This window comes from Methylomonas sp. DH-1 (genome assembly GCF_046097555.1).
Classification (GTDB): domain Bacteria; phylum Pseudomonadota; class Gammaproteobacteria; order Methylococcales; family Methylomonadaceae; genus Methylomonas; species Methylomonas koyamae.
In genome coordinates this window covers 2,861,473-2,886,856 of record NZ_CP143089.1, presented here as the reverse complement: position 1 = coordinate 2,886,856, position 25,384 = coordinate 2,861,473, and the positions used below count along the sequence as shown (strand labels likewise).

Here is a 25,384-nt window from a genome sequence, read left to right as displayed (position 1 = left end):
CAAATTTTTATTTTTTCCTAAATTAGAGACTCAATTGATCTCAAAAAAGAGTTTTTCACTAACCTGTTAGGCCAAAATAATCTAACGCTATTAATCTACGTTGCCTTTGTCAGCGAACAAATCCAATATTCTGAGCTACTAGAATCGCGAAAAACCATCGTGTTTTAAACAAAGTAGAGGTTTCTCACTGCTGCGGGGCGGGTTTAACCGGGTCGTTCGCAATATGTTCATCCAATAGTACTTTCAACTTATCGAATATATCCGGGAATTGATTAATAATATCCTTATATGGATCGGTTTCCAAATCATATAGCTGATAAATTGGGCCGTCATAGGTTGGAATATATATCAGCTTCCATTTTTGATTTTGTATGGATCTGTTTTTGGCATAGATAACGTCCGGGTAGAATTTCTCGTTAACGACCAATGTTCCGCTATTTTTATTAGGTATATCCAATAACTCGACAATGTTTGGATAGTATATTTGGCGTGGATGTAATCCTGGGATTTTTCCCAGCCATATCCCGGTTTCTTGGTACGCGAAAAGCTCAGGAGATGTCTGATTCTCGATATGAGGAACTAAACTGGTGCCGTCTATATTCTCTGGCCTTGGAATATTCAAAAGTTCCAGCAAGGTTGGCATTACGTCGATCGAGCGAGTAATTGGCTCGAATTCTATACCCTGTGGAATGCCTGGTCCTTTCAAAATCAATGGAATCTTACCGCTCGGGTCGTTTCCGATAAGGGTGTTTCCCTGTCCCCAGCATCCGGTTTCGAAGAAGTCGGCTCCGTGATCACTGTAGATTATGATGATTGTATTGTCTGACAAACCGGATTTATCTATGTAGTCCATGATTTTGCCAACCTCGTCATCGAATTGTTTTACGCAACTGTCGTAGAGATTGATAATTTGTGGTACGTCGAAAAACTCACTGCTTTTTTCTTGTTTGTTAATAACTTCTTCAGGGGACGCCAGTCGAGTCATTATAAATCGAGACTCCCCTTTGTAATCCCTGGAAGTGAATAAATTATAGTAGGGGTATTCGGAATTGAACGGGACGTGCGTAGTGGACGTGAACAAGTTGATAAAAAAAGGTTGTGAACTTTGTGCGCAGCGGGCCAAATATTTTCTGCACTCGCGGCCGAGTTGACTCGTTAATGTCGCTCCTGCCAAGTAATAAAATTCGGGTAGAAATCGTTTTCCTAGTGCATTTTTTGCGAACAACGATAGAACGTTTCTAATTAGAGAAGGTCCTTGGCGCAATAAAAGTTTAATGTTCCATTGGTCTTCAGCTACAGACGTTTCGGAAAAGTTAAAACTTAGTTTTGCAAAATCACCGCCGCACCAGTCGGATATTGCTGCTGTGAGATATCCATGCTGATTAAGTATATCGATCAATGATGTGTGCGGTAACTGGCAATCCGGCTCGGAGGGATAATTGTCTCGAATACGGTGGTTCTGTGGCCATAGGCCGGTAAAAAGCGATGCAATACTCGGAGCAGTTCTGGCCAGAGGGGTGATGCAAGTTTTTAATCTGACGCCTTGGATTCTTAGTTTGTCGATGTTTGGAGTGAGATCGCGTGGGTAACCGTTGCCGCCGATACGATCAGAGCGTAACGTATCGGCGCCTATCATGACAATGTTGGTTTTTTTTTGTTTGATTGATCGAATTAGCGGTGGCTCTTCTTCATGCGCGGCATAGTAAATAGATAGGTAAAAAATAGCTGTAGCTAATGTGTAAAAAAGAAACGGCGGGTCATGTTCCTGTGCAGAGAAACAAAGTGCAGTAATCCAGGTCAAAATAAAAAATGATAATAATATATGCTTTATTAATCCAATTAAACTGGGGGATAAAAGCTCCCATAAGAAAAGTAATCTTGAAAATCTATATTGGAAGGAAATTTGAATGCTTCCTGGAGAGTATAGTAGTTGGTGTAGAAAAAAATAAAATGTGATGGCTGCGCTTGAAATAAAGCAGCCGGAGTAGTTGCTAATCAAATTGAAACTTATATGAGAGGATATTTTTGAAATCGAATAAATAGCAATGCTGCCAGGTAGTGATGTTAAAATGAATATAATAAATAACCATAGCGCCAATCTTGCTATAGCAAGTACCAGGTAGTAGCCAAATTGCTTTTCAATTTCCTTTCGAATTCTGGGGCCGGTTCTTGAATAGTTGCTCGCGGCAAGTGTTATAATGGTAATCGTTAAACAGAGTGCGGTAGTGAAACAACTATAAAGAGATATTAATAAGTTTTCCATCTCTAACGAATGGCTGAGTTTAAGTTACTATCAATGGCTTGTCTTCGGTTGGTTGTTAGTTTTTCGGAGGAGAGTCTTTCTTTTTCTGAAAATTCTTGCATGGCAAATTGCTTTATTAGTACCGATATAAATATCAAATGGTATATCAGATCCCAATAGGACAAACCTAAAAAGGCGGTGCCTATCATATAGCAAATAATGGAGGTTCTGACCATTGAGCTGTAGTGAGCTACCCATTCCATGCCGTTAATCTGCTTGGCTTTTCTTTTCAATCGGGTCAAATTTACAACGCTGCCAATTATCATGGATAGCCATAATCCGAAGGCGATAAAGCCGTGTTCGGCAAGCATTTCTATGTAAGAGCTGTGCCAGTCGCGCATGGTGACATGTATCCAGCCATCGAATCCAGCGCCGGTAAATGGGTGACTCAAGACGTAGTTCCACCCGTCTGTCCAAGCCTCTATCCGTGACATTGCCGAGGCGTCTTCCTCATAGGTCTCGAGAGTATGCATGCGCCCGAACCATTCATCAGGCATGGCTGGTATCATTAAGAATATTCCTGCAATAATAATCGGTATTATCAGGTGTTTACGTCTGCTATTTGAAATCAACATAAAAGTTAATGCTATCATCGTCAAAAGGGCTCCTCGTGACCAAGAAGATAACGAGGCTGCATAAATAACTGGGATGGATAGCGTTATGCCGGTTTTAAGCCATTTTTTAGTTAATTCTTTCTCCCAAACCAATAAAAGAGGGATGGCCATAAGCATGGCTACTGCAAACAAATTATTGTCTTCGAATTGGGTATTTGGCGGGCCGTAGACGCGATGTCCGAATGCTGTCACTATTGCAAAAAGGCCGCCTTTAACAGCTACAATACCAATTGAGGCGCCTATTGTTGAAATTAGATAATAAAGCTTTTCTCTTGTATTGATTAATACCCATGTAAAATAAAAAGGTATAAATATTTTGCAAATAAACAGAAATTTTGCCCATGCGATTTCCTGTAGCGGCGCCTGAGTTGTTGTAAAAATAAAATATATCCAAAGCGCTATAAAGCTGGCGATGCGCCAGTCTCTAGGAATTGGTTGTTTATCTTTCGTTGCGAATGTACTGGCCGTTACCACTAAAAACAGAACGTAATAAACCGGCAGAGATCTTACGAATCCCCATGCGTAAGCGTGCGGATTTAGATAGCTGAATACTGCTAATGAAAGTACGCCCCACCATGGCTTTTTTATTGCAGCGATAATACAAGCTGCTAAAAATATCAGAACAACAATGTCGCGCACAAAATTATATTTTAATCGGATTGAATGGTGGTGGCTCTTGATTTATTCATTTTCCAAATAAATAAGCAACCGATGATTTGGCCGGCAGTATAGCTGATGTTCATCGCTTGTCTCAAGCCGCTTCCTGTTTTTAGTAATTGCATTAACCATTTATAGGTTTGTTTAATGCTTTGCACTATTAAAAACGGCGGTACACCAAAAATTGCCCGATTGTATTCTGGGAAGTCATTTAACGCACCGCGGTACCCGGCTAGATAATGAATTTTTATAAAATATTCTTTTTTAAGGCGCCAAGCCTCTATTGCGTGCAGAATGACCATATCCGGCCTGTAACGAATTTTATGCTTCGATTTTAGTAATTGGTTGAACATAATTAAGTCTTCGCCACCGCCTATAGTTTTGCCCTTCCGGTCGAATCTTTTATCGAATCTCAGCTCGGGGGTGTTGCGGAATAGGTTCATGTCGTAAGCGATATTTCCAGCCCAGATTGGAGTACTCGCATCTTCGATCCAAAAAGCAGAGTTTCCGTGATCCAGTGCGCCTAAAAAACCCAATAATTCGTCGCTCAGCCAATTTGGGCGTGCCAGGGTTCTAAAATCTATGTCGATGCGGCCGCCCACACATTCGGCGCCTTCGTTGATAATAGCGTCTACCGCTGCTTGCAACAGTCCGGGCTGAGGAAGTTCGTCGTCATCGATAAAAACCAGAATGTCGGAGTCGAGAGATTCGGCAATCGCCCGATTACGAGCCGCTACGATACCTTGATTCGGCTCATGTGCGTATCTAAGCTTGGGTCCCGGAAGTTTTGATATACGCTCCAAAACGCTGTGCGTGTCGTCGTCGCTGTTATTATCGATGGCCAGTATTTCGAATGGAATCGGGCATGTTTGCATACGCATTGATGCCACTAAATTCGGCAATCGCTCTGCCCGGTTGAAGGTGCAGAAAGCAAAGGTAAGTTTTCGGCCCGAGCGATTTTTATCCATTTCAATTCGATTGCGGTCGAGAATAGTAGTTTATGTTCGGTACTTGTGAGCAGTCTGGCATCGTCAAATAGCTTCCCCGTCAGGGAGGCGGCAGACCGAGTGGGTTTTTGGAATTTCGTTTAACAGGCCATTACCGATTGCAGTTGTCACTGGATACCGACATTGATGTGCAACTTGCTTAGTATGCGGCCAGTATAGTAATTCACGATTTTTTTCCAAGAAACGTCGTTGTCGGCATAGGCCAGTTTTCTAGCCAGTACGCTGGGGCTGTCGCCGGAAAATATCGCTATGCGGCGTACTAGAAAGGGGTTGTTTTCGCTTCCGAACCAACCGGGGCGGGTTGTGCAGGCGCGAGAGTAGCCCGAGCGTTCAGCAGCGGCAATCGAATCGGCGTTGAGTCTGCCAAACGGATACGCCAGGCTTGTCACTGGCGTGGACAATAAGTTCTCCAGCACTTTTTTTGCGGTTTCGAATTCGGCCAATTGCTGGTCGTAGCTAAGCAGCGATAGGTCAGGATGCGAGCATGTATGGGACGCTATCTCCATGCCTGCTGAATGCATTTCGAGCAACTGTGCGGCGTCGAGCATTTGTGTCTGCCGGGAAGTTTTGCCTAGCCAGTGGGCGTGGCCGCCGATGCAGTCAGTTGTGATAAACCAAGAAGCCTTCATGCCCTGTTCCGCCAACGGTAAAAAAGCCCCTTGGAAGTTGTCTTTGTAACCGTCATCGAAAGTCAGCACCACGCTTTTCTCCGGCAACGACTGCGCTTTGTCCAGGTCCTTGAACAGAACGGTGCTCCAGCCGTTTTGTCGCAGGTATTTTAGGTGCTTGGCGAATACTTGCGACTTTATCGAATACACCGAATCCGGCGTTTCGTCCGGGGTGCCGTGGTACATCAGAACGATGGGGCTGCGTATGTAGGACATTGTTACAACTAATTCGGTGTCGGTTTACGGCTGAGGAGGCTAAAAGTGTATTGCAAAAATCCAAATGTTTCAGTGAAAGTTGGATTGCAATTATACGAGCACGGTTTCGGCGGGCCAGAACGAGTTTTTTGACAGCAATCTGTGTGCGGCAAAATAACCAAGCTGTTTACTCGGAATTTAAAGTAGACTAAAATGGTCCTAATTTTGGAGGGCGGCGAATGTTGCGGCTGAGTAAATTAACCGATTATGCAACGGTAATCCTAAGCCACATGGCTCGGGAGGCAGATCGTTTGCACGGTACTTTTGAGCTTGCCGAGGTTACCGGGATTGCCCAGCCGACGGTCAGTAAAATTTTGAAAATTTTGACCAAGGCGCATGTCGTCGTATCGGTGCGTGGCGCTAAAGGCGGATATGCTTTGGCCCGGGAGCCGGGGAGAATTACAGTGGCCACAGTGATTAGCGCCTTCGAAGGGCCAATAGCCTTGACCGAATGCAGCGCTTCGCACAAAGGCTGCAATCAGGCCAGCGGTTGCCGAATTCAGGGTAATTGGCATCTGATAAACCAGAAAATCGCGAATGCGCTGGAATCGGTCACTCTGGCCGATATGGTGTCGCCATTTAAGCAGCCGGAAGAAGTGTATATTTCGGTTAACCAATTGTTTCGATAAGTATTAAAAGCCTATGTCCACATCCGCTCAAGAAATCGAAAACCTGATCAGCCAGGAATACAAACAAGGCTTCGTCACCGAACTGGAAGCCGATACCTTTCCGCCGGGCTTGGATGAAGACGTGATTCGCCGTTTGTCCAAGGTCAAAAACGAGCCCGAGTTCATGCTCGAATACCGGCTGAAGGCGTTTCGCCATTGGCAAACCATGCCGTCGCCGGATTGGGCGCAACTGAAAATCGACCCGATCGACTATCAGGCCATCAGTTATTACTCGGCGCCAAAATCCAAGAAAGATGGCCCGAAAAGTTTGGACGAAGTCGATCCCGAGTTGCTGGAAACCTATAAAAAGCTCGGCATTCCTTTGGATGAACAAGAGCGATTGGCGGGTATAGCGGTTGATGCCGTGTTCGATAGCGTCTCCGTTGCCACCACCTTTAAAGGCAAGCTCAAAGAAGCGGGAGTGATTTTTTGCCCTATTTCCGAAGCGCTGCAAGAACATCCGGAGTTGGTTAAACAATACCTCGGTAGCGTGGTACCGGTTGGCGACAATTTTTTCGCCGCGTTGAATTCTGCAGTGTTTACCGACGGTTCCTTTGTTTACATCCCCAAAGGCGTACGCTGCCCGATGGAGTTATCCACCTATTTTAGAATCAACGCCGCCAACACCGGTCAGTTCGAACGAACATTGATTATTGCCGACGAAGGCTCGCATGTGTCCTATCTGGAAGGCTGTACCGCGCCGATGCGAGACGAAAACCAGCTACATGCAGCGGTGGTCGAGTTGGTCGCCCTGGATAACGCCCAAATCAAATATTCCACCGTACAAAACTGGTATCCCGGCGATAAGGATGGCAAGGGAGGGATCTACAACTTCGTCACCAAACGCGCCGAATGTCGCGGTCACAATTCCAAAGTCTCCTGGACCCAAGTCGAAACCGGTTCGGCGATCACCTGGAAATATCCTAGCTGCGTGCTGTTGGGCGACGATTCGGTCGGAGAGTTTTATTCGGTGGCGTTGACCAACAATCTGCAACAGGCCGACACCGGCACCAAGATGATCCACATCGGCAAAAACACCCGCAGCACCATTGTGTCCAAGGGAATTTCTGCTGGCAAGGCCCAAAACACTTATCGCGGCTTGGTGAAGGTCGCTAAATCCGCGACAAACGCCCGCAACCATACCCAGTGTGATTCGTTGTTAGTCGGGGATAAATGCGGCGCGCATACTTTTCCCTATGTTGAAGTGAAGCAACCGACTGCGCAGGTCGAACACGAGGCGACCACATCCAAGATCAGCGAAGATCAATTGTTCTTTTGCCAGCAGCGTGGTTTATCGGCCGAAGATGCGGTGTCGATGATTGTGAATGGTTTTTGTAAGGAAGTGTTTAAGGAATTGCCGATGGAGTTTGCGGTTGAGGCGCAGGCGTTGTTGGGGATTAGTTTGGAAGGGGCGGTTGGTTAAAAGGTTTTTCTCCCGCGCCCTCTGGGAGAGGGTTGGGGTGAGGGGTTTTTGATTTTTTTGATTTTAAGGTGTCGCTGTCGCGACGGGTGTTTTCAAGTCGGGTCTCGGCCCGACAGCCGAGACACTTTCTTTTGCTTGGCCAAAAGAAAGTGTCCAAAGAAAAGGCCACCCGACATTCCGCCTTTATCCTGCGCTTCTCGCTTTTGGCGAGGGTTTTCGGAAGGGCCATCCCTGCCGCTCCCCTGCGGGCCGATCTCGCCAAAAGCTGCGATGCTCGGGGCGGAATAACGGGAATAACCCCGTCGCGGATTTAAAGTAGTTGGATGTTTTTGAATTTGGAAAGGATTTGTAGGATGTGCCGACGAAAGGAGGCGCATCGTTCGCGACAGATGCGATTCACTGCGTTGAGCATACCCTACGGGCTGTTAGCTTTTTGAAATGGTTCGAATATGAAGCTAAATATTATTGGACTATGTTTTATTATTTTGTTCTCGTCTTCAGGGCAAGCCTTTGAGTTTAAGAGCATTGAAATAGGAGGAGTTTCTACTCCAGAGAAAGTAAAAAATGCGCTGGGACATAGTGTTAACTGTTCAGATACTCCTGCATGGGCGCTACATAATGACGATGGAGATATACCATCTTATAGCTGTTCAGGTAATACTACAGTAGCCAAAGAGCCTGCTAGTGTCTTTGTTGTTATTGATACTGAAAGTATCGTTAAAGTCGTTGAAATGAAGCTTTCGCCTGATTCGTATGATAACGTAAATTTAGAGCTGATTAAAAAATACGGAGTTCCAAGCAAAATAAATAATTCTATAGTGAAAAATATTTTTGGAGTTCATTTTGAGCAGTCGATCAGTACTTGGGTTGATAAAAATGGCAACGAGATTTTTTATTCAAAATACACTTCAAGTTTAGATAAATCATACTTACGTTTTAGCACTCGATCTTATCGCGACTCCATAGAAGAGAAAAAGTTAGGTCGCGAAAAAGACATGTAGTGGCAAGGAAGGTGCTGGCGGAAGGATGAACATTGTTCGCTACAGATGCGCTTCGCTGCGTTCAGAGCATCCTGCGAGCTTAGATAATTGACAAGCCTTTGCTAGGTTTACGTTATTTATAATAACTCTACGATCCCAAGCAATTACATATTAAAGTCTGAGAAACTTATGAGAGGGAAAGCAGATAATATTAGTACGTGGTTGTATATTTTTGTGGCACTAATAGCTGTGGTAATTTTTGGCTGTTATTTTTTTTATTTTCACGATCATGTATCCGAAAAGCCAGATGTTTGGGGTAGTTTTGGAAGTTACTTTGGTGGAGTTCTTAGTCCAATTGTCGCGGGGGTTACATTTTACTTAATTACTAAGTCTTATGAAGAACAAACAAAATTGGAAGCATTAATTGCGTTGGTTGATATAAATTTATAACATATAAGTTTTTGTCAGGCTGAGTACAATCGGATTATTGGAGAGCTCTGTGTGTCTCTCGAAGATAAAAAAATCGTCCAAAGATTGCTGTATCTTGAAGATTGTCCTGGATTAGGAAATTGCTCTCCATATGATCCAGATTTAGATATTAAAATTAATAAAGCTGATGCAAAATATGCTGAATATTGTTTTTTATGCGATGAATTAGAAAGGGTGGGGCCAGAGTATATTGCTCTGTATTACAGGTTGGGAAATATAAAGAGCGATCTTTGCAATTACAACTCAGATAACGAAAGCCTAAAATTAAAGATTATTAAGCATCTGTAATATTAAAAATATTTTTTAATCTCAGTCCTCTTAGCAGGTTGGTGAAAAACTCTTTTTTACAACCAATAGAGTCTATATTTAGTGTCGACAGGCTGATCTTTATACTAAATAAAGGCCCGATCCATCTGAATTAGTGACCAGAACATGGTTTTTCACCAACCTGTTAGGTCCAATTGTGCTTCGCTAATCGAACCTGCTATTTCGATTTATAGCTTTAATTTTCGGGATGGTTTTATTCCCGTTTGCCGCGCCGAGCACCGGAGCTTTTGAGCGGATTAGCCCGTAGGGGCGCCGCATGGATGCGGCGCGTTGACGAAGGGGCAGGAAGCCCCTTTCGGCAACCCCGTTCAAAAGCGAGGAGCGCAGGGAACAAGCGGCATCCGGGTGTCTTTTCTTTTGGATACTTTTCTTTGGACAAGCAAAGAAAAGTATCTCGGCTGTCGGGCCGAGACCCGACATTAAATAAACCTTCGCGATAGCGAAACAAATTAAAAAATTGAAATGCTAGGTTTAAAAGCCTAGCCAAGCCAATGGTGACGCTGAAGCGTCGACGACTGCGTTCCCACGCCGGAGCGTGCGGACGATAAGGTTCGGAATTATTTAAAAAACTTAGGTGACTAAACGTATGCTCAGCATCAAAAATCTCCACGTAACCATCAACGACAAACCTATATTAAAAGGCCTAACCCTGGACATAAACCCAGGCGAAGTCCACGCCATCATGGGCCCCAACGGCGCCGGCAAGAGTACCTTGTCGCACGTGCTGTCCGGCAAACCCGGTTACGAAGTCACCGAGGGTAGCGTGACTTACAACGGCAAAGACTTGCTGGGTATGGCCCCGGAAATCCGCGCCCGCGAAGGCGTGTTTCTGGCGTTTCAATATCCGGTCGAGATTCCCGGTGTCAGCAATATTTATCTGCTTAAAGCCGCATTGAATGCGATGCGCAAGCACAAGGGCTTGCCGGAAGTCGATGCGATGGATTTTCTGACCATCGTCAAAAGCAAGGTCAAGCTGTTGCAGATGGACGAGAAGTTTTTGTACCGTGCGGTAAACGAAGGCTTTTCCGGCGGCGAGAAAAAGCGAAACGAAATTTTGCAAGCGGCGGTTTTGGAACCGAATCTGTGCATCCTCGACGAGACCGATTCCGGCCTGGACATCGACGCCTTGCGTATCGTTTCTGATGGCGTCAATTCCTTGCGTTCCGCCGAGCGGTCATTCCTGATGATTACCCATTACCAACGCTTGCTGGATTACATCAAGCCGGACGTGGTGCACGTGCTGGCCGATGGCAAGATTGTCAAATCCGGCGGGCCGGCGCTGGCCCTGGAACTGGAAGAGAAAGGTTATAGCTGGCTGGAGGGGCAAGCCGCATGATCGCCGCCGAACAATCCGCTTATTCGTATTTGAACGCTTACCAGGATTTGGCAGCGTCGTTGCCGGGCCAGGATTTGCCATGGTTGCAGCAACTGCGTGCCGAGGGCTTGGCCGCATTTGCCGAGCGCGGCTTTCCGAATATTCGCGAGGAAGAATGGCGTTACACCAATCTGGCGGCGTTGAACAAAACCGTGTTCGCGCCGGCCGTGGAGCAGGGCGTTGACACCGAGTGGTTACAGCAATATCGCCTGGAAGATGCTTATAGCGTGGTGCTGGTTAATGGCCGGTTTGATTCGGCCTTATCGGCATTGGCCGGTTTGAGCGATGGCGTTAGCGTCCGCAGTTTGGCCGAGGTTCTGGCGCAAAATCCCGAGTCGATTGCCGACCAATTGGGACAAGCCGTGGCCTGTAGCGAACATAACTTGATTGCGTTCAATCAAGCCTGGTTTGCCGACGGTGTGGTAATCGAAGTCGCTACCAAACAGCCATTGGATAAACCAATCCAGATTCTGCATGTGGCTACCGAAGCCAACGCGCTGGCTGTGACTCGCAACGTGTTCGTCATAAATGATCAGGCCGAAGCGGAAATCATCGAGACTTATCTCGGCAGCGCCGACAGCTATTTCACTGCGTCGGTCAATGAGTGTCTGATAGGCCGCAATGCCGGTTTGACGCTGTATAAAGCCCAACTGGAAGCCGGTAAGGCCCAACATTTTGGCGGTACTTACGTCAAACAAGCGCCCGATAGCCGTTTCACCCATCATAACTTTGCGCTGGGTAGCCTGCTGGCGCGCACTGACATACATAGCGATCTGGACAAGTCGTCGGAATGCAGCTTGAACGGCTTGTTCGTCGCCGGCGGCCGCCAGCATTTGGATAATCACACCCGCATCAACCATTTGCAGCCGCGTGGCATTAGTCGCGAGTTTTACAAAGGGGTGCTGGATAAAAAGGCACGCGGGGTGTTTCAGGGCCGGGTCATCGTTGCCGAGGGCGCGCAAAATACCGATTCGGAAATGAACAACCGCAACCTGCTGTTATCGGCCGATGCCGAAGTGGATACCAAGCCGCAACTGGAAATTTACAACGACGACGTCAAATGCTCGCACGGCGTCACCGTCGGCCAGTTGGAGGAAAAGTCGGTGTTTTATCTGCAATCGCGCGGCGTCGATGCGGAAACGGCTCGGAATATTTTGACCTTCGCCTTTGCCAACGAAATGGTCGATAAAGTAGGCCATGCCGAGCTGAGAGGCTTCCTGTTGCAGGAGCTGCTGGCGCGGTTTCCGGCGATGAGTTTGTAGGAGCGAGTTACTTCCCAATGCAGTTAAATTAAGCCGTTGGTGTTGAGCTTATCGAACTATGAACGGCTTGCCGCCCAACCTTCGACAGGATCAGTACCAAAGGGGCATAAAGGCGAACGGTATTTAAGGGCCGGCTTAATAACGCCTACAGGATGTCCGCGACGCGAACTTGAATATCCGGCAGCGAAACCAGGTTGGCGTAGTCGGTCTTGGCTAATGTACTTTGCTCCCGATAATCGCCATTTTCGGGTTGTCGGTAAATTTCCAGGCAGTTGTCGATCAGGTTGACGATCCAATACTCAGGGATTTGGTGAGCGGCATACAAACGGCGTTTTTGTTCGCGATCAAAGCGTAGTGTGCTGTCGGAAACTTCGACCAGTAATAACACGTCAGCGGCATTGGGATGACGGGTGCTATAAAAATCGGGATCGGGTTTAAGTAGTAAAAAATCCGGTTCGGGTTCGGACAGATCGCCAAGTTGAATGGGATTTTGCACGCTCACACACGCTGAACCGTGAGTGAGGAAGGTCAGGATATAGTTGAGTCGATTGACATGCCCAGCATGATTAAACCCGATAGGCGCCATGTGTAATATTTCTCCTTCAATCAGTTCCATCCGAGCTTCGGGCGGAAAAATCCCTGCCTCGCCCATGCGACGCCATTCGGCGATGTCAGTGAGGTGTTTTTGCGGAAAGACGGCGACCATAGTTTTATCCAATGAACGAATCGGCTGGACCGATTCTAGTGTTTCGTAAAGATGAAATCAATTAAACCAAATAGTTAGCAATGACCACATTTCCCATCGAACAAATCCGCGCCGACTTCCCGATCCTCGGCGAGAAAATCCGTAACAAACCCTTGGTTTACCTGGACAATGCCGCCAGTTGCCAGAAGCCGCAAGCGGTGATCGGCGCGATTGTGCATACCTACAGCCACGAATACGCCAATATCCACCGCGGGGTGCATACCCTCAGCGTCAAGGCCACCGATAAATTCGAAGCGGCGCGGGAGAAGGTCAGGGCGTTCATCAACGCCAAAAGCGATAAGGAAATCATCTTCGTGCGCGGCGCCACCGAGGCCATCAATCTGGTCGCGCAAAGCTTTGGCAAGTCTCAGTTAAAAGCCGGCGACGAAATTGTGATCAGCGCGATGGAGCATCACGCCAACATCGTGCCTTGGCAGATGTTGTGCCAGCAGATCGGCGCGGTGTTGAAAGTCGCGCCGATCAATCAACAAGGCGAATTGCTGTTCGACGAGTTCGAAAACTTGTTGAACGCCAACACCAAATTGGTGGCCATCACCCACATGTCCAACGCTTTGGGTTCGATCAATCCGGTGGAAAAAATCATCGCCGCCGCGCATGCCAAAAACATTCCGGTGTTATTGGACGGCGCCCAGGCCATTCCGCACATGGCCGTTGATGTGCAGGCTTTGGATTGCGATTTTTACGTGTTTTCCGGCCACAAATTGTACGGCCCGTCCGGCACCGGTGTGCTTTACGGCAAGCAGGCCTTGCTGGAAGCGATGCCGCCGTACCAGGGCGGTGGCGACATGATTCGGCAAGTGACCTTCGAAAAAACCACTTATGCAGGCTTGCCGCACAAATTCGAAGCCGGCACGCCGGCTATCGCCGAGATCATTGGTTTGGGCGCGGCGATCGATTACGTCAGCGCGATTGGCATGGACAAGATTGCCGCGTACGAAGCGGAACTGCTGGATTATGCGACCGAACAAGCGCGGGAAATCAAAGGACTGAACATCATCGGCCAAGCCGAGCACAAGGGCGGCATTTTGTCGTTCACGCTGGACCATATTCACCCGCACGACATTGGCACCATGCTCGACAGCCTGGGCATCGCCGTGCGCGCCGGCCACCATTGCGCGATGCCGGTGATGGATTTTTACGGTGTGCCGGCGACGGCGCGCGCTTCGTTTGCCATGTACAATACCCGGCAAGAAATCGATGTTTTGCTGCAAGGCATCAAGTCCCTAATTGAGGTGTTTGGCTAATGTTTGACGAACTACGCGACCTATACCAAGAGGTCATCTTCGACCACAACCGCAACCCGCGAAACTTCCGCATCATGGCAGACGCCAACCGGCGGGTGGATGGGTTTAATCCGCTGTGCGGCGATAAGCTGACGCTGTTTTTGAAAATCGGCGCCGACCATGTGATCCAGGATGCCAGCTTTCAGGGTTCCGGCTGCGCAATCTCTACCGCTTCGGTGTCGCTGATGACTGAAATCATCAAAGGCATGAGCGAAGACGACGCGGAAGCCTTATTCAAGCAATTTCATGAAATGACCACCGGTAAAACCGAGGACGTCAACCTGGAAGCCATCGGTAAATTGGCGGTATTGGCTGGCGTCCGCGAGTATCCAGCGCGCGTTAAATGCGCGACGCTGGCTTGGCATACGCTGGATGCGGCTTTGAAAAACCAGCAGGAAGCGGTTTCGACCGAATAGTGGTTGCAGCCAAGCTTTCCGTGTTGCGGGGCGATGACCAGCGAGATGCTAGTCTCGCGCAACATTTGGATGTCGATTTGCTGGGCATGGAGCAAGTGCTGGCTGGCGATGGAGAGATTTTCCTGACCTATCGCGACGGCTGCCTGAAACTACTCGACCGGCAAACCCTGAAAAAAGGCGGTCTCGCTGTTGAAATCGATCCTCGTCCCGGCGAACAGCATTCTTATCCGGCGCCGAAAAAAGATTTGCTGGCGCAGGCGGTCGGCAAGAAAACCCATACCATCCTCGATGCCACTTGCGGCTGGGCCCAGGATAGTCTGGCTTTGTTTCGGATGGGCTACCAGGTGACTTGTATCGAGCGCTCGCCGGTGATGGCTGCCCTGATTCAGGACGGTTTCGAACGGCTGGCCAAGAAAGACTGGGTGTTGCGACGCGAACTCAGTCCGCCCAAATTGCTGATCGGCAACGCCATCGAATTGCTGGCTAACTTGCCGGAACCGCCCGACTGCATTTACCTGGATCCGATGTTTCCCGCCAAGAAAAAGCAGAGCGCGGCGACGCGTAAATCGATGGCGATCCTGCGCGATATTCTGGGCGACGACCTGGACCGGCAAGCATTGTTCGACGCGGCCTGGGCGGCAACCGGCAGGCGGGTTGTCGTCAAAAGCCCGGATTACGCCGAACCGCTGGGCGGCAAGCCGAGCGAGAGCTTGCACGGCAAACTGTTGCGCTACGATGTGTATTTGAAATCGTAGCAGCGGCGCTTTTGTCGCGAAAGAGGCCTAGCTCGCACCGCAGGTCTTTCATTTTTCGGGGCGATACAAGCTTTCTTATGATTTTTAGAAATAACAAGCGAGAACGGCATGACTGAGTGGATTGATGTAGTCGCCGCCTCGGCCTTGGCCGACGGCGAACATGTGGTAGTGGATGTGGATGGCGACGACGTCGCGGTGTTCAACATCGGCGGCGAGTTTTACGCGATTGCCGATGTCTGCACCCACGACGGCGCCGAGATCGCCAGCGGCGAGCTGGACGGCGACGAGATCGTCTGCCCGCGCCACGGTGCCCGGTTTTGCGTCAAGACCGGCCAGGTCAAATGCGCGCCGGCCTACGAAGATATCGCCACGTTTCCGGTGCGGGTCGAGGGTGGCAGGCTTCAGGTGGCCGCCCCGACCTGAAGCCGATCCGCACAAAAGGTCGAAATTACACCAACATATAGCCGACGCTACCGGCCAAAAAGGCGAATTCGACCAACAACAATTGCAACTTCTGCAAGACCGGCAACATGTCCCAATAGGCCTGCCAGCGCTGGCGCAATCGCTCGCAGCATTGAATACAGTAGCGTTTAGCCTGCTTCAACCACAACGGCAAATGGCGCGCCATACGGTACAAAATGCCGGCGCCGATGGCGCAACTGGTGTAGAACACGATCATCTGCGCCTGGAACTTGCTGAAACCGAACACGTGCGTCAACAACTCCTCGACGGCAAAGGCCACGCTTTCATAAACGGTGTGGGCCACCCCGGCAAAAAAGTGCAAGGTCTCGACAGGGAACTTAATGCAGACGATCAACAAACCGATAAACAACAAAGCCTTGATCGTCGTCGTTCGAGAAAAATTCGCATTGTCAGATTTTCTAATCATACTCATCACCTCATTGTCCGTAATCCAAAGGTGCGGCGACCGTGGCTTGAAAGTCGGCATGAGCCTTAAACAGGCTGGCCGCCGCATCGGCCGCTTGCAGCGTCGCATCGCCGCTGGCTATCTCGCGTAAATTGACAAATAACAAAGTCGTTTCGCCCCATTCGAAGCGGGTGCGTTCGCCTTCCTCCAACTTGCGGGCGGCCTGGCGTTGCTGTTCGCTCAGCGTCAGGCGCTGGCGGGCGGCGTTCAGGGCCGACAGCACGTCCTTCACTTCGGCGTTAATCCGGTCTTCGGTGCCGGTCCGTTCCCAGCGCAGGCGGCGTAGATTGGCCGCCGCCGCTTGGGCCCGGCCGCCGGCGACCCGCTGTTGGAGCGGTATATCGACATTCAAACCCAGATAGAGTTCGTCGCGATTCAGCTTATCTTTGGCGTAGCCGATGTCGCTGGCACCCATCACCGAGAAATCCACGGCCGGGTTGCGTTGGTTGTTTTGCAACGCCAGTTCGGTTTCGGTTTGTTGGCCTTGCAGTTCCAAACGTTTTAACTCCGGACGCTGGCTGCGCGCCAAATGGGCTGCGGATTCGAAATCGGCTTCGATTTTGGGTTCGCGTTCCGGGAAACCGTTAGGCAGCAATTCGTCGGTCGGCAATTGCGGTTGGCCGTCGGCGTCGCGCCAATATAAGGACAACTGGATAGCGCTTTGTTCCAGCAAGCGCTTGGCGGCAACCAGCCGCTCGCGGCGCTCGATGATGGCGCGCTGGTTGTCCAGCGCTTCGAAATCCGGAATGTCGCCGGCGGCGACCCGCTGCAAAATGCCGTCGTTGCGTTGTTCGGCGATCTGCAACAATTGCGCTGCGGTACGGGCACGCAGGCCGGCCAACACCCAGTCCCAATAACGGTGGCTGGCTTGGCGCCGCACTTCCAGCAAGACTTGGTCGAACTCGTGGCCGGCGATCAGTTTGCCGAGTTCGGCTTGCTGCAAGCTGGCCCGGCGCCGGTCGATCTCGCGGTTGCGCCACAACGGGATATTGACGCCGATGCGGGCTTCGCCGTCGTCGGCGGTCTGGCTCTTACCTTCGTAAAGCGGATATTGGCCGGTACCGCGCCGCCAGCCGCCGAAAAAGGTCGCCCCCCAAAGACTGGTCGGTTGTTCGATCACGACATCGTAATTGCGGTTTTCGTAGATGCCGGCCACCGACCAACGGTTTTGCGATTTCAACAAGGTATCGAATCCGCCTTCTGCCGTTTGCAACTCGCCTTCGGCAACCTGTTTGCGCTGTTCCGCCGCCAATAGACCCGGAAAGGCCCGCAAAGCCGCATCCAGCACTTCCGCCAAGGCCAACGGCCGCGGTGCGGGGGCAGGCTCGGCCGAGGCCAGCAGCGGCAGCAAGAGCAAAATCAGCACAGTCGCCTTGGTCTTCATTCTTTTTTCTCGCCGCTGTCGGCTTTCTTGACGTCGCCTTTGCCGCCGTCTTTAACTTCGGGTTCCGGCAACACTAGCGGCGGAAAGCCGTTGAAGATCCGCCACAATTCGTAGCCCAGCGTGACTTGGCCCAGCAGTACCCAGCCGTTGACCCGTACGCCTTGGCGTAGAAAGCGCACTTCCGGCCAGGGAATGTCGTCAGGATCGTGCTGTACCAGGATGCGGAAATGGCCTTTGCCATCGTCGGTGGCGTCGATCAGCACCACTCGGCCGCCGAACGAGCCGATGGAAAATTCCGGCCAGCCGCCGAACTGAATGGCGGGGTAGCCTTCGAATTGCAAGCGTACCTTGCTGCCGGACACGATTAGCGGCAGGTCGTTGCCGTCGACCCATAACTCCACTGCGCGCTGGTCGGTGTCAGGCACCAGAATCGCCAACGGTTGGCCGGCCTTGACCATCTCCGCATTCGGGTTGGCCAGCAGCCTTAACACAGTGCCGTCGCGCGGCGCGGTGATGGTTTGGGTTTGCTGGCGGGCCAGCCGGGTTTCGACTTTCAGCAAATCCGCGCGTAGGTAATTTTGGTCCTCGATAGCTTTATTCAGCTCGGCGCGGGCTTTCTCGACGCCGGCCGTAGTGTCGGCGGTTAGCTTGCGCAAGTCGGCGCCCAGCGCGTCAACTTCGCTCCTGGCCGCCGCCAGCGCGGCGTGGGCGCGGTCGAGGTCGGCGCTACGCTGCGCTATTTCCAGTTGCGCCAGTTCCAGCGTGCGCCGCGAGGCCAGGCCCTTTTCCTGCAGGGTTTGCTGGCGGGTCAAATTCAACGACGAGGTCAACCGGGCGGCGCTGGCGGCTTCTGCGCCTTGCACCGCTTGGCGCTGGCGTTGCCTGGCCATTTCCAAGCGCGATTCGGCCGCAGCCAACGCTTGTGGCCGCGCTTGTTCGGCCATCCGCAATTGTTCGCGGAAGGTCTCCACCCGGTTGTCGATTGCGGTTTGCCGGCCGAGCAAGGCTTGGCGTTCGCCTTCCAGGCGTTGCAGCAACAAAGGGTCGTTATCGCGCAATTCGGCGATCACTTCGCCAGCCTTGACCTTGCTGCCTTCCTTGACCAGCCAGCGCGAAATACGGCCTTCGACCGGCGCGCCGACCGTTTGTTGGCGGTCGCCGGGAATGTAGGCCACGACGCGGCCGATACCGCGCACGTTTTGCTGCCACGGGGTCAGTAACAGCAAGAACAGCAGCGCGATCAACAGCAATATCAGGGAACGGGCGAGCTTGCCGGCGATCGGCGCGGTAATCGCATCGGTCAACAATTTCAAACGGGTATCCGGCAGCCATTCTTCGGTTTTGCCATGCATGGTTATGCTCCTTCGGTCAGCGTTTCCTGTAGCCGGCCCTCGACCAATACCGCTTGGCGCCGAAAACGGGCCAGCACCAGCGGTTCATGGCTGATTACCAGCAAGCTCCAGGGTGCATCGGCTGCGGTCAGGCATTCGAGTATACCGGGTAAGTAGCGGGCGTCGATCCGGTCCAGCGTCTTGTCGATTAGCAACAATTGCGGCTTAACGGCGATGGCACGGGCCAGCGTCAGCCGCAAGGCCTGTTCTTCGCTGAGCGGTGCGCCGTGCGGGCACAGCGCGGTATTCAAGCCGTCGGGTAGGGCCGAAATGGTTTCGAGCAGTCCGACCTGGTCGAGCGCGCGGCGCATGTCGGCCAAGGCCAGGTCGCTGCCCAAGCTCAGGTTTTCCGCAACCGTGGCCTCCACCAGTTCGGCATGGCGTACCAGGCCGATGCTGTCGCGTAGATATCGCAAACTCAGGTCGCGCAGGTCCTCGCCGTTTAACAGGATTTGTCCGGAACTCGCCGCACGTAACCCAAAAATCGCATCCAGCAGCGTGCCGCGTTCGGCACCGGTGCTGATGGCCAGGCGCTCGCCGGGTTCCAGGGTCAAGTCGAGCCGGTTGGCCGGATCGGAATACGGCGTGTCCGGCAGGCAGAGTTGTCTGATTTCGACCCGGCAGCCCTGCTCGAAATGTTGCGGTTGTCCGCCGTGGCCGGCTTCCTGCGGCAGATCCAGCAGGTAGCCGATTTTGTCGACGCTGGCGACCAGTTCGTAAAAGTTATCCAGGGTTTTGCCGAGCCGGGTCAGGCCGTAGACCATGGCGTTGACCACCAGCTCGGCGGCGATCAATTGGCCCAGGCTGAGCTGGCGTTCGATCACCATCCAGCCGCCCATACCCAATAGCGCGGTATTGGCCAGGGTATGCAATACCAGTGCGCCGATATTTTGTCTGGACAGGATCCGGAAGTGGTTAACGCAGGCGGCAAGGTAATGTCTGGCGATGCGCTCGGTCTGTTGGTTGACGAAGTCCTCGCCGCGCCGGCTCTTGCCGAGTAAGGGGTTGGCGGCGATATTTTCCAGCCAGGCGGCGGCCGTGTATTTGGCTCTGGATTGCTCGATCGCGGTCGGGATGCCTTGTTTGCCCATCACGAACAGGATCAGATACAGCGCCGCCACCAGAAACAAATCGAACGCCAGCAACAAGGGGTGGTAAAACGCCAGCAGCAACATGCCGATCAGGGTTTGCAATAAATAACCCAAGGTTTCCAGCAATAACGACGCGGCGGTTTTTTGCAGCGACACCACGTCGAAAAAGCGGTTGGCCAATTCCGGCAGGTATTGTTGGTCGCGTACCGTGATCGCCGCATTGCGCAACCGTTCGGCGGCTTCGCCGAACAGCCGGACGAACAGACGGCGTTGCAGCATTTCCACCACGTAGAATTGCAGCGCGACCAGGCTGTTGCTGAACGACAGCAACACCAGCAGAATCAGCGTCAATACCACCAATGGCTGCAACAGCGCGCCGAAGGCGATGGTATTGACCAGCGCCTGTACCGCGACCGGCGTGGCCAGCGACATCAGGCCGATACCGACGCCGTAAGCCACTAACGAGCCGATATCCTCCCGTTCGATCAGGATTAGCTGTTTCAAGCGTTGTAACGGATCGTGCGATGCCATGCTTAGCTCCTTGTGATGTTCCTAACCGGTGTTGCGCATCCCGGCGGCAATGGCGTTGATGGTGCGCAGCAAGGGTTGCATGGCCGGGATGTCGCCGTCGTTCTCGTCGGCTTGGCGTACCGCCCGCAGCAGGTCGGCCTGCAAGAAATTCAACGGCCCGAGATAATCGTTACGGCGGTTCAGCGACGCCGCCAGTTCCGGATTATCGGCCAATAGCCTGTCGCTTTCGGCGATTTCCAGAATCCAGTCCACGCAACGCCGGTGCTCGGCGGCGATCAAGCCGTGGATGCGCTTGCCGACTTCCGGATCGGCGCACAACGCGGCGTATTCGCGGGCGATGTCCATGTCCGACTTGCTCAACGCCATTTGCGCGTTGCTGAGCAGATTGCGGAAGAACGGCCAGGTGCAATATAGCTCGCGTAAGGTTTTCAGCCGCTCCGGCTTGCCGGCGCACCAGTTTTCCAGGCTGGAACCGATGCCGTACCAGGCCGGGAAGGTTTGCCGGGATTGGGCCCAGGCGAAGACCCAGGCGATGGCCCGTACCGATTTTTTCGAGCGGTCCTGTTTTTTACGGTGCGACGGCCGGGAACCGATATTAAGCTGGCCGATTTCGGTGACCGGTGTGGTTTCGTAAAAATAGTCCAAAAAGCCGGGCGTATGCTCGGTCAATTGCCGGTAGCCGCGCTCACCGATTGCCGCCAATTCGCTCATGATCGTCAGCGCTTCCGGCTGGTCGGTTGCGACGGGCCGGACCAGGCTGACACTGGCTTTCATCAGGCCGGTAATGCCCATCGTCAATTCGTAGACTGCGGTCTCCATGTTGTTGTAGCGGTAAAACAGCACTTCGCCTTGTTCGGTGAATTTGATTTGGCCGCGCACGGTGGCCGGCGGTTGCGCCAGAATCGCCTGATGGGTCGGCCCGCCGCCGCGGCCAACGGTACCGCCGCGGCCGTGGAACAAGCGGCAGGGAATGCCTTCACTGTCGCTGATTTCCATGACCAGTTGTTGCGCCCGGTACAGACCCCAGGCCGAGGCCAGAATGCCGCCGTCCTTGCAGGAATCCGAATAACCCAACATGACTTCCTGGCGTTGGCCGTACGCCTGTTGCAAGGCGCGATACACCGGTTGCGCCAGCAGGGTACGCAAAACCGTGTCGATATGGCTCAAATCTTCGATAGTCTCGAATAATGGCGAGACGCCGACGTGGCAATACCAACGCCCGCCGATGCGGCCGGCCAGGCCGGTTTGCGCGGCCAACAGCAAGACCTCCATGATGTGGCTGGCCGAGTGGGTCATCGAAATCACGTAGCGGCTGAAGCAGTCGGCGCCGATTTCCCGGCGCATATCGGCCATCACTTGAAAAACTTCCAACGTTTCCTGGGTGGCCTCGCTCAACAACTGGTTGTCGTAGCTCAAGCTGCCGGGGGCCGAGATCGCTTCGCCCAATAACTGCAAGCGTTCGGACTCTGCCAGGGCCTGGTAGTCGATTTGCAGCGCCAGCGCAAAGATTTCCGCCACCGCGTCGCTGTGCCGGGTCGATTCCTGGCGCACGTCGAGCTGCATCAGATGAAAGCCGAAGGTCTCGACCAAGCGGATCAGATCCAGCAATTCCAAGTCCGCCACCGCTTGGTCGCCGTGGCTGATCAGGGATTCGCGGATCAAATACAAATCGGCTAAAAACTGCGGGGCGCCGGCATAGGCGTGAATGTCGCCGGCGCCGGAGCTTTGTTCTATACGCTGTTCGACCCGGTTCAATGCCGCTTCCAGCCGGTATTTCATCAGGCTGAGTTTGTGCCGGTAAGGTTCCTGGCGGCAGCTACGTTCCAACGCAATGGCGACATCGCCCAGCAACTCGCGCTCGTGTTGCAGGCTTTGCAAAAAAGCGTCGGTGGGTCGGCACAAGCCGTAGGAGTAGGATAGTTGCTCGCGTAGCGCGGCTACCCGGGTGATGTAGGCTTGTAACACGGTACGGGTTTGCATGCGTAGTGCCAATGCGGTCGTTTCCGGTTTGACGTTGGGGTTGCCGTCGCGGTCGCCGCCGATCCAGGAACCGAACACGAGGAAATTGGGGATTTTGACTGCGGCGGCGTCGGTGCCGTAGACGTCGTGCAGGGCGCGCTGGAAATTGCGGTAAACCCTGGCGGTGGCTTCGAACAACGACAGCGGAAAGTAGTACAAACCGGCGTCGATCTCGTCGACTACGCCCATGCCGCGGGCGCGGACTTCGTCGGTCTTCCACAGCAATTGGATCTGGCCATGCAGCCGCTCCAGCACTTCCGCCCGGAAATAGCCTTTCAGGCGCGGGTCGTCGAGTTTCTCGTGGCTGAGGAAGATGTTGCGTAACGCGCCGCGTACCGCCCGGCGCTTGGCTTCGGTCGGATGTGCGGTCATGACCGGCATGTAGCTCAGATTGTCGAGCAAACACTGCAACTGCTCCGCATCGACGCCGGCCTGGCGTAAGTTAAGCAGCGTATCGTGGAACGAGCCCGGCCAAAAATGCTTGTCGTTTTCCGCTAGACGCCGGCGCTGGTGTAGGTTGGCCGATTCCTCGGCGATGTTGAGCAGGCTGAAGAACATGCTGAAGGCGCGGATCACTTCGGTTTGCGCTTCGGGCGGCAGCTTGTTCAGCGTGTCGGACAACTGCCGGCGCCGGCTGGGAGTGTTGTCGCGCTGCAATGCGGCGAATTGGCGTTGCAATTGCTCGACCATGCCGGAGATGTTCGGGCCGGCTTCGGTTTTGAGCACTTGCGCCAGAATTTGTTTCAGCAAGCGGAAGTAGCTGCGCAGCGCTTTATCGTCGTAGGTCTGAGCGTTGGTCATGGGCGATCTCGGAAAAAATTTGGCTTGACCAAAAGATAGGGCTTGTTAGAAAAATAGTAAAATCGGATAAATAAATTTATTTCATAGAAAATCCCGATGTAATAACGCCATGGATCGAATCAATTACCAACATTTATACTACTTCTGGGTGGTCGCCAAACACGGTAGCATCAGTGCCGCCTGCGAAGTATTGCATTTGGCTCAGCCCACTATCAGCGGCCAATTGGCGATTTTCGAGCAGGCCGTGGGCTGCCAATTGTTCGTCAAGCAAGGCCGGAAATTGGTGCTGAGCGATACCGGCCGTGCGGTATATCACTACGCGGAGGAGATATTCAGTCTGGGACGCGAGTTGACTCATATGCTGAAAGGCGGCGCCGGCCGCGGCATGCGTCTGAATTTGGGCATCAGCGATGCATTGCCGAAATTGTTGTCCTACCGCTTGGTCGAGCCTTTGCTGCGTATGGCGGAGCCGGTGCAAATCCATTGCCTGGAAGACAAGACCGAGCGCTTGTTGGCGGAACTGGCCCTGCACGGTGTCGATCTGGTGTTGTGCGACGTGCCGGCCACGCCGGCCAGCGGCGCCCGAGTCTTCAACCACTTTCTGGGCGAGTCGCAGGTGGCGATTTTTGCCGCTCCGACTCTGGCGGAACGTTACCGGCGCGATTTTCCGCGGTGTCTGAACGGTGCGCCGTTTCTGTTGCCGACCGCCAATACCGCATTGCGCCGCTCGTTGGACCAGTGGTTCGATGTCAATCAAATCAGCCCGATGGTGCAAGTCGAGGTCGAAGACAGCGGTTTGCTGAAAACCTTCGGTGCCGGCGGCAGCGGTTTGTTTTTCTCGCCGCTGGCGGTGGCGGAGGCGATCGAAAGCCAATACGGGGTAGGCATGCTGGGTATCGCCGACGGCGTGGTCGAGCGGTTTTATGCGGTGACCGTCCAACGCCGGCTGAAACATCCTTTGGTCAATACGATTCTGGAACAAGCGCAAAAAGGCCTGTTCGGCTTATTGGGCAATGCCGCGCCCGCTTCGGAATTGTCGCTGTCGGCCGGGCCGGCTAAGCGCGGCGATTAGCTCGGTGGATTTGCCCCGGTTTTTGTAACCTAGTAACCTTTACCGATCTCAAACTTGCCCATTACCGTCATGGAACACTTGATCTGGAACATCGATCCGATTCTGGTCGATTTCGGTTTTTTAAAAATTCGCTGGTATGGATTGTTGTTTGCCTGCGGCTTCGTCGGCAGCTTTTTGACTATGCAATGGATTTACCAGCGCGAAGGCAAGAATGTCGAGGAGCTGGATACCTTGCTGTGGTACATGGTGGTAGCCACCATCGTTGGCGCCCGGCTCGGGCACACGCTGATTTACGATCCGGGCTATTATCTGTCGCATCCGCTGAAAATCCTGGCGGTATGGGAAGGCGGCTTGGCCAGCCATGGCGCCACCCTGGGCATCATTTTGGCGTTGTACCTTTACCGGCGCAAATACGGCGACAGCTATTTCTGGCTGCTGGACCGGGTCAGCATTCCGACAGCGTTGGCAGGTGCTTTGATTCGGATCGGGAATTTTTTTAATTCCGAGATTTTGGGTATCCCTACGCAACATCCCTGGGGAGTGGTATTTTCCCGTGTCGACCACTTGCCGCGCCATCCGGTGCAACTGTACGAGGCGTTTTGCTATTTGCTGGTTTATGCGGTGTCGCTGAGGATTTACACCCTGCGCGGCAAACAGCCCGGTTTCACGTTCGGCAGCTTTATTGCGATGTTGTTCAGCGTGCGCTTTGTGCTGGAGTATTTCAAAACCGAGCAAGCCATGTACGACAACGGCCTGGCTATCACTACCGGCCAGTTGTTGAGCGTACCTTTTGTACTGGCCGGAATCGCTTGTATCGTTTGGTCTTTCCGCACTCGGGAATCCAAACCGGCCGGCTAATCGTTTATAATCGCCGGTTTTTTATCTGCGCCGGGTTTTACGCCCGGCGTTTTGTTTGAGCA

The 25,384-nt window shown here is 52.5% G+C and carries 23 protein-coding genes; 13 read left to right on the top strand and 10 right to left on the bottom strand.

What is annotated here, in order from left to right:
* Nucleotides 1-184 precede the first annotated feature (184 nt).
* The 4 genes from VXJ35_RS13170 to VXJ35_RS13155 form a co-directional block, all read right to left on the bottom strand.
* Nucleotides 185-2,263: a sulfatase gene (locus VXJ35_RS13170; protein ID WP_082880916.1), complete on the bottom strand. Its 2,079-nt coding sequence runs from the start codon at nucleotides 2,261-2,263 to the stop codon at nucleotides 185-187.
* 2 nt (nucleotides 2,264-2,265) lie between these two features.
* Nucleotides 2,266-3,555: a putative O-glycosylation ligase, exosortase A system-associated gene (locus VXJ35_RS13165; RefSeq protein WP_082880915.1), complete on the bottom strand. Its 1,290-nt coding sequence runs from the start codon at nucleotides 3,553-3,555 to the stop codon at nucleotides 2,266-2,268.
* Nucleotides 3,556-3,566: 11 nt separating this feature from the next.
* The gene (locus VXJ35_RS13160) at nucleotides 3,567-4,541 is read right to left on the bottom strand and encodes a glycosyltransferase (protein WP_064021904.1); all 975 of its coding nucleotides are present in this window, start codon (nucleotides 4,539-4,541) and stop codon (nucleotides 3,567-3,569) included.
* 146 nt (nucleotides 4,542-4,687) lie between these two features.
* Nucleotides 4,688-5,434 (bottom strand): polysaccharide deacetylase family protein, encoded by a 747-nt coding sequence (locus tag VXJ35_RS13155; RefSeq protein ID WP_231914745.1) that lies wholly within the window; start codon nucleotides 5,432-5,434, stop codon nucleotides 4,688-4,690.
* Between the two features lie 248 nt (nucleotides 5,435-5,682).
* Here VXJ35_RS13155 and VXJ35_RS13150 point away from each other — a divergent pair, with 248 nt between their 5' ends.
* The 7 genes from VXJ35_RS13150 to sufD all read left to right on the top strand — a co-directional run bounded on the left by VXJ35_RS13150 (nucleotide 5,683) and on the right by sufD (nucleotide 12,027).
* Nucleotides 5,683-6,132, top strand: coding sequence for an SUF system Fe-S cluster assembly regulator (locus VXJ35_RS13150; RefSeq protein ID WP_064021902.1), 450 nt, complete (start codon nucleotides 5,683-5,685; stop codon nucleotides 6,130-6,132).
* Nucleotides 6,133-6,145: 13 nt separating this feature from the next.
* Nucleotides 6,146-7,594, top strand: a complete 1,449-nt coding sequence (gene sufB, locus VXJ35_RS13145; RefSeq protein WP_064021901.1) for a Fe-S cluster assembly protein SufB — start codon at nucleotides 6,146-6,148, stop codon at nucleotides 7,592-7,594.
* 449 nt (nucleotides 7,595-8,043) lie between these two features.
* Nucleotides 8,044-8,595 (top strand): hypothetical protein, encoded by a 552-nt coding sequence (locus tag VXJ35_RS13140; RefSeq protein WP_157198179.1) that lies wholly within the window; start codon nucleotides 8,044-8,046, stop codon nucleotides 8,593-8,595.
* Between the two features lie 168 nt (nucleotides 8,596-8,763).
* Nucleotides 8,764-9,024, top strand: coding sequence for a hypothetical protein (locus VXJ35_RS13135; protein ID WP_157198178.1), 261 nt, complete (start codon nucleotides 8,764-8,766; stop codon nucleotides 9,022-9,024).
* 51 nt (nucleotides 9,025-9,075) lie between these two features.
* The gene (locus VXJ35_RS13130; protein WP_157198177.1) at nucleotides 9,076-9,351 is read left to right on the top strand and encodes a hypothetical protein; all 276 of its coding nucleotides are present in this window, start codon (nucleotides 9,076-9,078) and stop codon (nucleotides 9,349-9,351) included.
* A gap of 625 nt (nucleotides 9,352-9,976) precedes the next feature.
* Nucleotides 9,977-10,726 (top strand): Fe-S cluster assembly ATPase SufC, encoded by a 750-nt coding sequence (sufC, locus tag VXJ35_RS13125; protein WP_064021900.1) that lies wholly within the window; start codon nucleotides 9,977-9,979, stop codon nucleotides 10,724-10,726.
* A complete protein-coding gene (sufD, locus tag VXJ35_RS13120) occupies nucleotides 10,723-12,027 on the top strand; it encodes a Fe-S cluster assembly protein SufD (protein ID WP_064021899.1) in 1,305 nt (434 codons plus the stop codon). Before sufC ends, sufD begins: the two co-directional genes overlap by 4 nt.
* 145 nt (nucleotides 12,028-12,172) lie before the next feature.
* On the opposite strand, the gene VXJ35_RS13115 is transcribed toward sufD, so the two are convergent.
* Nucleotides 12,173-12,733, bottom strand: a complete 561-nt coding sequence (locus tag VXJ35_RS13115; protein ID WP_064021898.1) for a Uma2 family endonuclease — start codon at nucleotides 12,731-12,733, stop codon at nucleotides 12,173-12,175.
* Nucleotides 12,734-12,813: 80 nt separating this feature from the next.
* Here VXJ35_RS13115 and VXJ35_RS13110 point away from each other — a divergent pair, with 80 nt between their 5' ends.
* The 4 genes from VXJ35_RS13110 (at nucleotide 12,814) to VXJ35_RS13095 (ending at nucleotide 15,670) form a co-directional block, all read left to right on the top strand.
* On the top strand, nucleotides 12,814-14,037 hold the full coding sequence (locus tag VXJ35_RS13110; RefSeq protein WP_064021897.1) for a cysteine desulfurase: 1,224 nt from the start codon (nucleotides 12,814-12,816) through the stop codon (nucleotides 14,035-14,037).
* Entirely contained in the window at nucleotides 14,037-14,492 is a 456-nt protein-coding gene (sufU, locus tag VXJ35_RS13105) for a Fe-S cluster assembly sulfur transfer protein SufU (protein WP_064021896.1), read from the top strand. Before VXJ35_RS13110 ends, sufU begins: the two co-directional genes overlap by 1 nt.
* Before the next feature lie 20 nt (nucleotides 14,493-14,512).
* Nucleotides 14,513-15,247 carry a class I SAM-dependent methyltransferase gene (locus VXJ35_RS13100; protein WP_408953911.1) on the top strand — a complete coding sequence of 245 codons (735 nt, stop codon included), beginning with the start codon at nucleotides 14,513-14,515 and terminating at the stop codon, nucleotides 15,245-15,247.
* A gap of 108 nt (nucleotides 15,248-15,355) precedes the next feature.
* Nucleotides 15,356-15,670 (top strand): non-heme iron oxygenase ferredoxin subunit, encoded by a 315-nt coding sequence (locus VXJ35_RS13095; RefSeq protein WP_064021895.1) that lies wholly within the window; start codon nucleotides 15,356-15,358, stop codon nucleotides 15,668-15,670.
* A gap of 25 nt (nucleotides 15,671-15,695) precedes the next feature.
* On the opposite strand, the gene VXJ35_RS13090 is transcribed toward VXJ35_RS13095, so the two are convergent.
* The 5 genes from VXJ35_RS13090 to ppc are packed head-to-tail and all read right to left on the bottom strand — an operon-like array spanning nucleotide 15,696 to nucleotide 23,392.
* Entirely contained in the window at nucleotides 15,696-16,136 is a 441-nt protein-coding gene (locus tag VXJ35_RS13090; protein WP_054760685.1) for a hypothetical protein, read from the bottom strand.
* A 10-nt stretch (nucleotides 16,137-16,146) separates the two neighbouring features.
* A complete protein-coding gene (locus VXJ35_RS13085; protein ID WP_082880912.1) occupies nucleotides 16,147-17,559 on the bottom strand; it encodes a TolC family protein in 1,413 nt (470 codons plus the stop codon).
* Nucleotides 17,556-18,911: an HlyD family secretion protein gene (locus tag VXJ35_RS13080; RefSeq protein ID WP_082880911.1), complete on the bottom strand. Its 1,356-nt coding sequence runs from the start codon at nucleotides 18,909-18,911 to the stop codon at nucleotides 17,556-17,558. Before VXJ35_RS13080 ends, VXJ35_RS13085 begins: the two co-directional genes overlap by 4 nt.
* Before the next feature lie 2 nt (nucleotides 18,912-18,913).
* Nucleotides 18,914-20,572 (bottom strand): ABC transporter ATP-binding protein, encoded by a 1,659-nt coding sequence (locus tag VXJ35_RS13075; protein ID WP_064021894.1) that lies wholly within the window; start codon nucleotides 20,570-20,572, stop codon nucleotides 18,914-18,916.
* A 21-nt stretch (nucleotides 20,573-20,593) separates the two neighbouring features.
* Nucleotides 20,594-23,392 (bottom strand): phosphoenolpyruvate carboxylase, encoded by a 2,799-nt coding sequence (gene ppc, locus VXJ35_RS13070; protein WP_064021893.1) that lies wholly within the window; start codon nucleotides 23,390-23,392, stop codon nucleotides 20,594-20,596.
* A 109-nt stretch (nucleotides 23,393-23,501) separates the two neighbouring features.
* Here ppc and VXJ35_RS13065 point away from each other — a divergent pair, with 109 nt between their 5' ends.
* Together VXJ35_RS13065 and lgt are read left to right on the top strand one after the other, a co-directional pair.
* Complete coding sequence (locus VXJ35_RS13065) at nucleotides 23,502-24,464, top strand: LysR family transcriptional regulator (RefSeq protein ID WP_064021892.1); 963 nt, start codon at nucleotides 23,502-23,504, stop codon at nucleotides 24,462-24,464.
* A 69-nt stretch (nucleotides 24,465-24,533) separates the two neighbouring features.
* The gene (gene lgt / locus VXJ35_RS13060) at nucleotides 24,534-25,322 is read left to right on the top strand and encodes a prolipoprotein diacylglyceryl transferase (protein WP_064021891.1); all 789 of its coding nucleotides are present in this window, start codon (nucleotides 24,534-24,536) and stop codon (nucleotides 25,320-25,322) included.
* Nucleotides 25,323-25,384: the final 62 nt, after the last annotated feature.

Bases quoted from the DNA above. Each gene is read 5' to 3' on its own strand.
- VXJ35_RS13170 (WP_082880916.1), bottom strand. From the start codon at position 2,263: ATGGAAAACTTATTAATATCTCTTTATAGTTGTTTCACTACCGCACTC.
- VXJ35_RS13160 (WP_064021904.1), bottom strand. From the start codon at position 4,541: ATGGATAAAAATCGCTCGGGCCGAAAACTTACCTTTGCTTTCTGCACC.
- VXJ35_RS13155 (WP_231914745.1), bottom strand. From the start codon at position 5,434: ATGTACCACGGCACCCCGGACGAAACGCCGGATTCGGTGTATTCGATA.
- VXJ35_RS13150 (WP_064021902.1), top strand. From the start codon at position 5,683: ATGTTGCGGCTGAGTAAATTAACCGATTATGCAACGGTAATCCTAAGC.
- sufB (WP_064021901.1), top strand. From the start codon at position 6,146: ATGTCCACATCCGCTCAAGAAATCGAAAACCTGATCAGCCAGGAATAC.
- VXJ35_RS13140 (WP_157198179.1), top strand. From the start codon at position 8,044: ATGAAGCTAAATATTATTGGACTATGTTTTATTATTTTGTTCTCGTCT.
- VXJ35_RS13135 (WP_157198178.1), top strand. From the start codon at position 8,764: ATGAGAGGGAAAGCAGATAATATTAGTACGTGGTTGTATATTTTTGTG.
- sufC (WP_064021900.1), top strand. From the start codon at position 9,977: ATGCTCAGCATCAAAAATCTCCACGTAACCATCAACGACAAACCTATA.
- sufD (WP_064021899.1), top strand. From the start codon at position 10,723: ATGATCGCCGCCGAACAATCCGCTTATTCGTATTTGAACGCTTACCAG.
- VXJ35_RS13115 (WP_064021898.1), bottom strand. From the start codon at position 12,733: ATGGTCGCCGTCTTTCCGCAAAAACACCTCACTGACATCGCCGAATGG.
- VXJ35_RS13110 (WP_064021897.1), top strand. From the start codon at position 12,814: ATGACCACATTTCCCATCGAACAAATCCGCGCCGACTTCCCGATCCTC.
- sufU (WP_064021896.1), top strand. From the start codon at position 14,037: ATGTTTGACGAACTACGCGACCTATACCAAGAGGTCATCTTCGACCAC.
- VXJ35_RS13095 (WP_064021895.1), top strand. From the start codon at position 15,356: ATGACTGAGTGGATTGATGTAGTCGCCGCCTCGGCCTTGGCCGACGGC.
- VXJ35_RS13090 (WP_054760685.1), bottom strand. From the start codon at position 16,136: ATGATTAGAAAATCTGACAATGCGAATTTTTCTCGAACGACGACGATC.
- VXJ35_RS13085 (WP_082880912.1), bottom strand. From the start codon at position 17,559: ATGAAGACCAAGGCGACTGTGCTGATTTTGCTCTTGCTGCCGCTGCTG.
- VXJ35_RS13080 (WP_082880911.1), bottom strand. From the start codon at position 18,911: ATGCATGGCAAAACCGAAGAATGGCTGCCGGATACCCGTTTGAAATTG.
- VXJ35_RS13075 (WP_064021894.1), bottom strand. From the start codon at position 20,572: ATGGCATCGCACGATCCGTTACAACGCTTGAAACAGCTAATCCTGATC.
- ppc (WP_064021893.1), bottom strand. From the start codon at position 23,392: ATGACCAACGCTCAGACCTACGACGATAAAGCGCTGCGCAGCTACTTC.
- VXJ35_RS13065 (WP_064021892.1), top strand. From the start codon at position 23,502: ATGGATCGAATCAATTACCAACATTTATACTACTTCTGGGTGGTCGCC.
- lgt (WP_064021891.1), top strand. From the start codon at position 24,534: ATGGAACACTTGATCTGGAACATCGATCCGATTCTGGTCGATTTCGGT.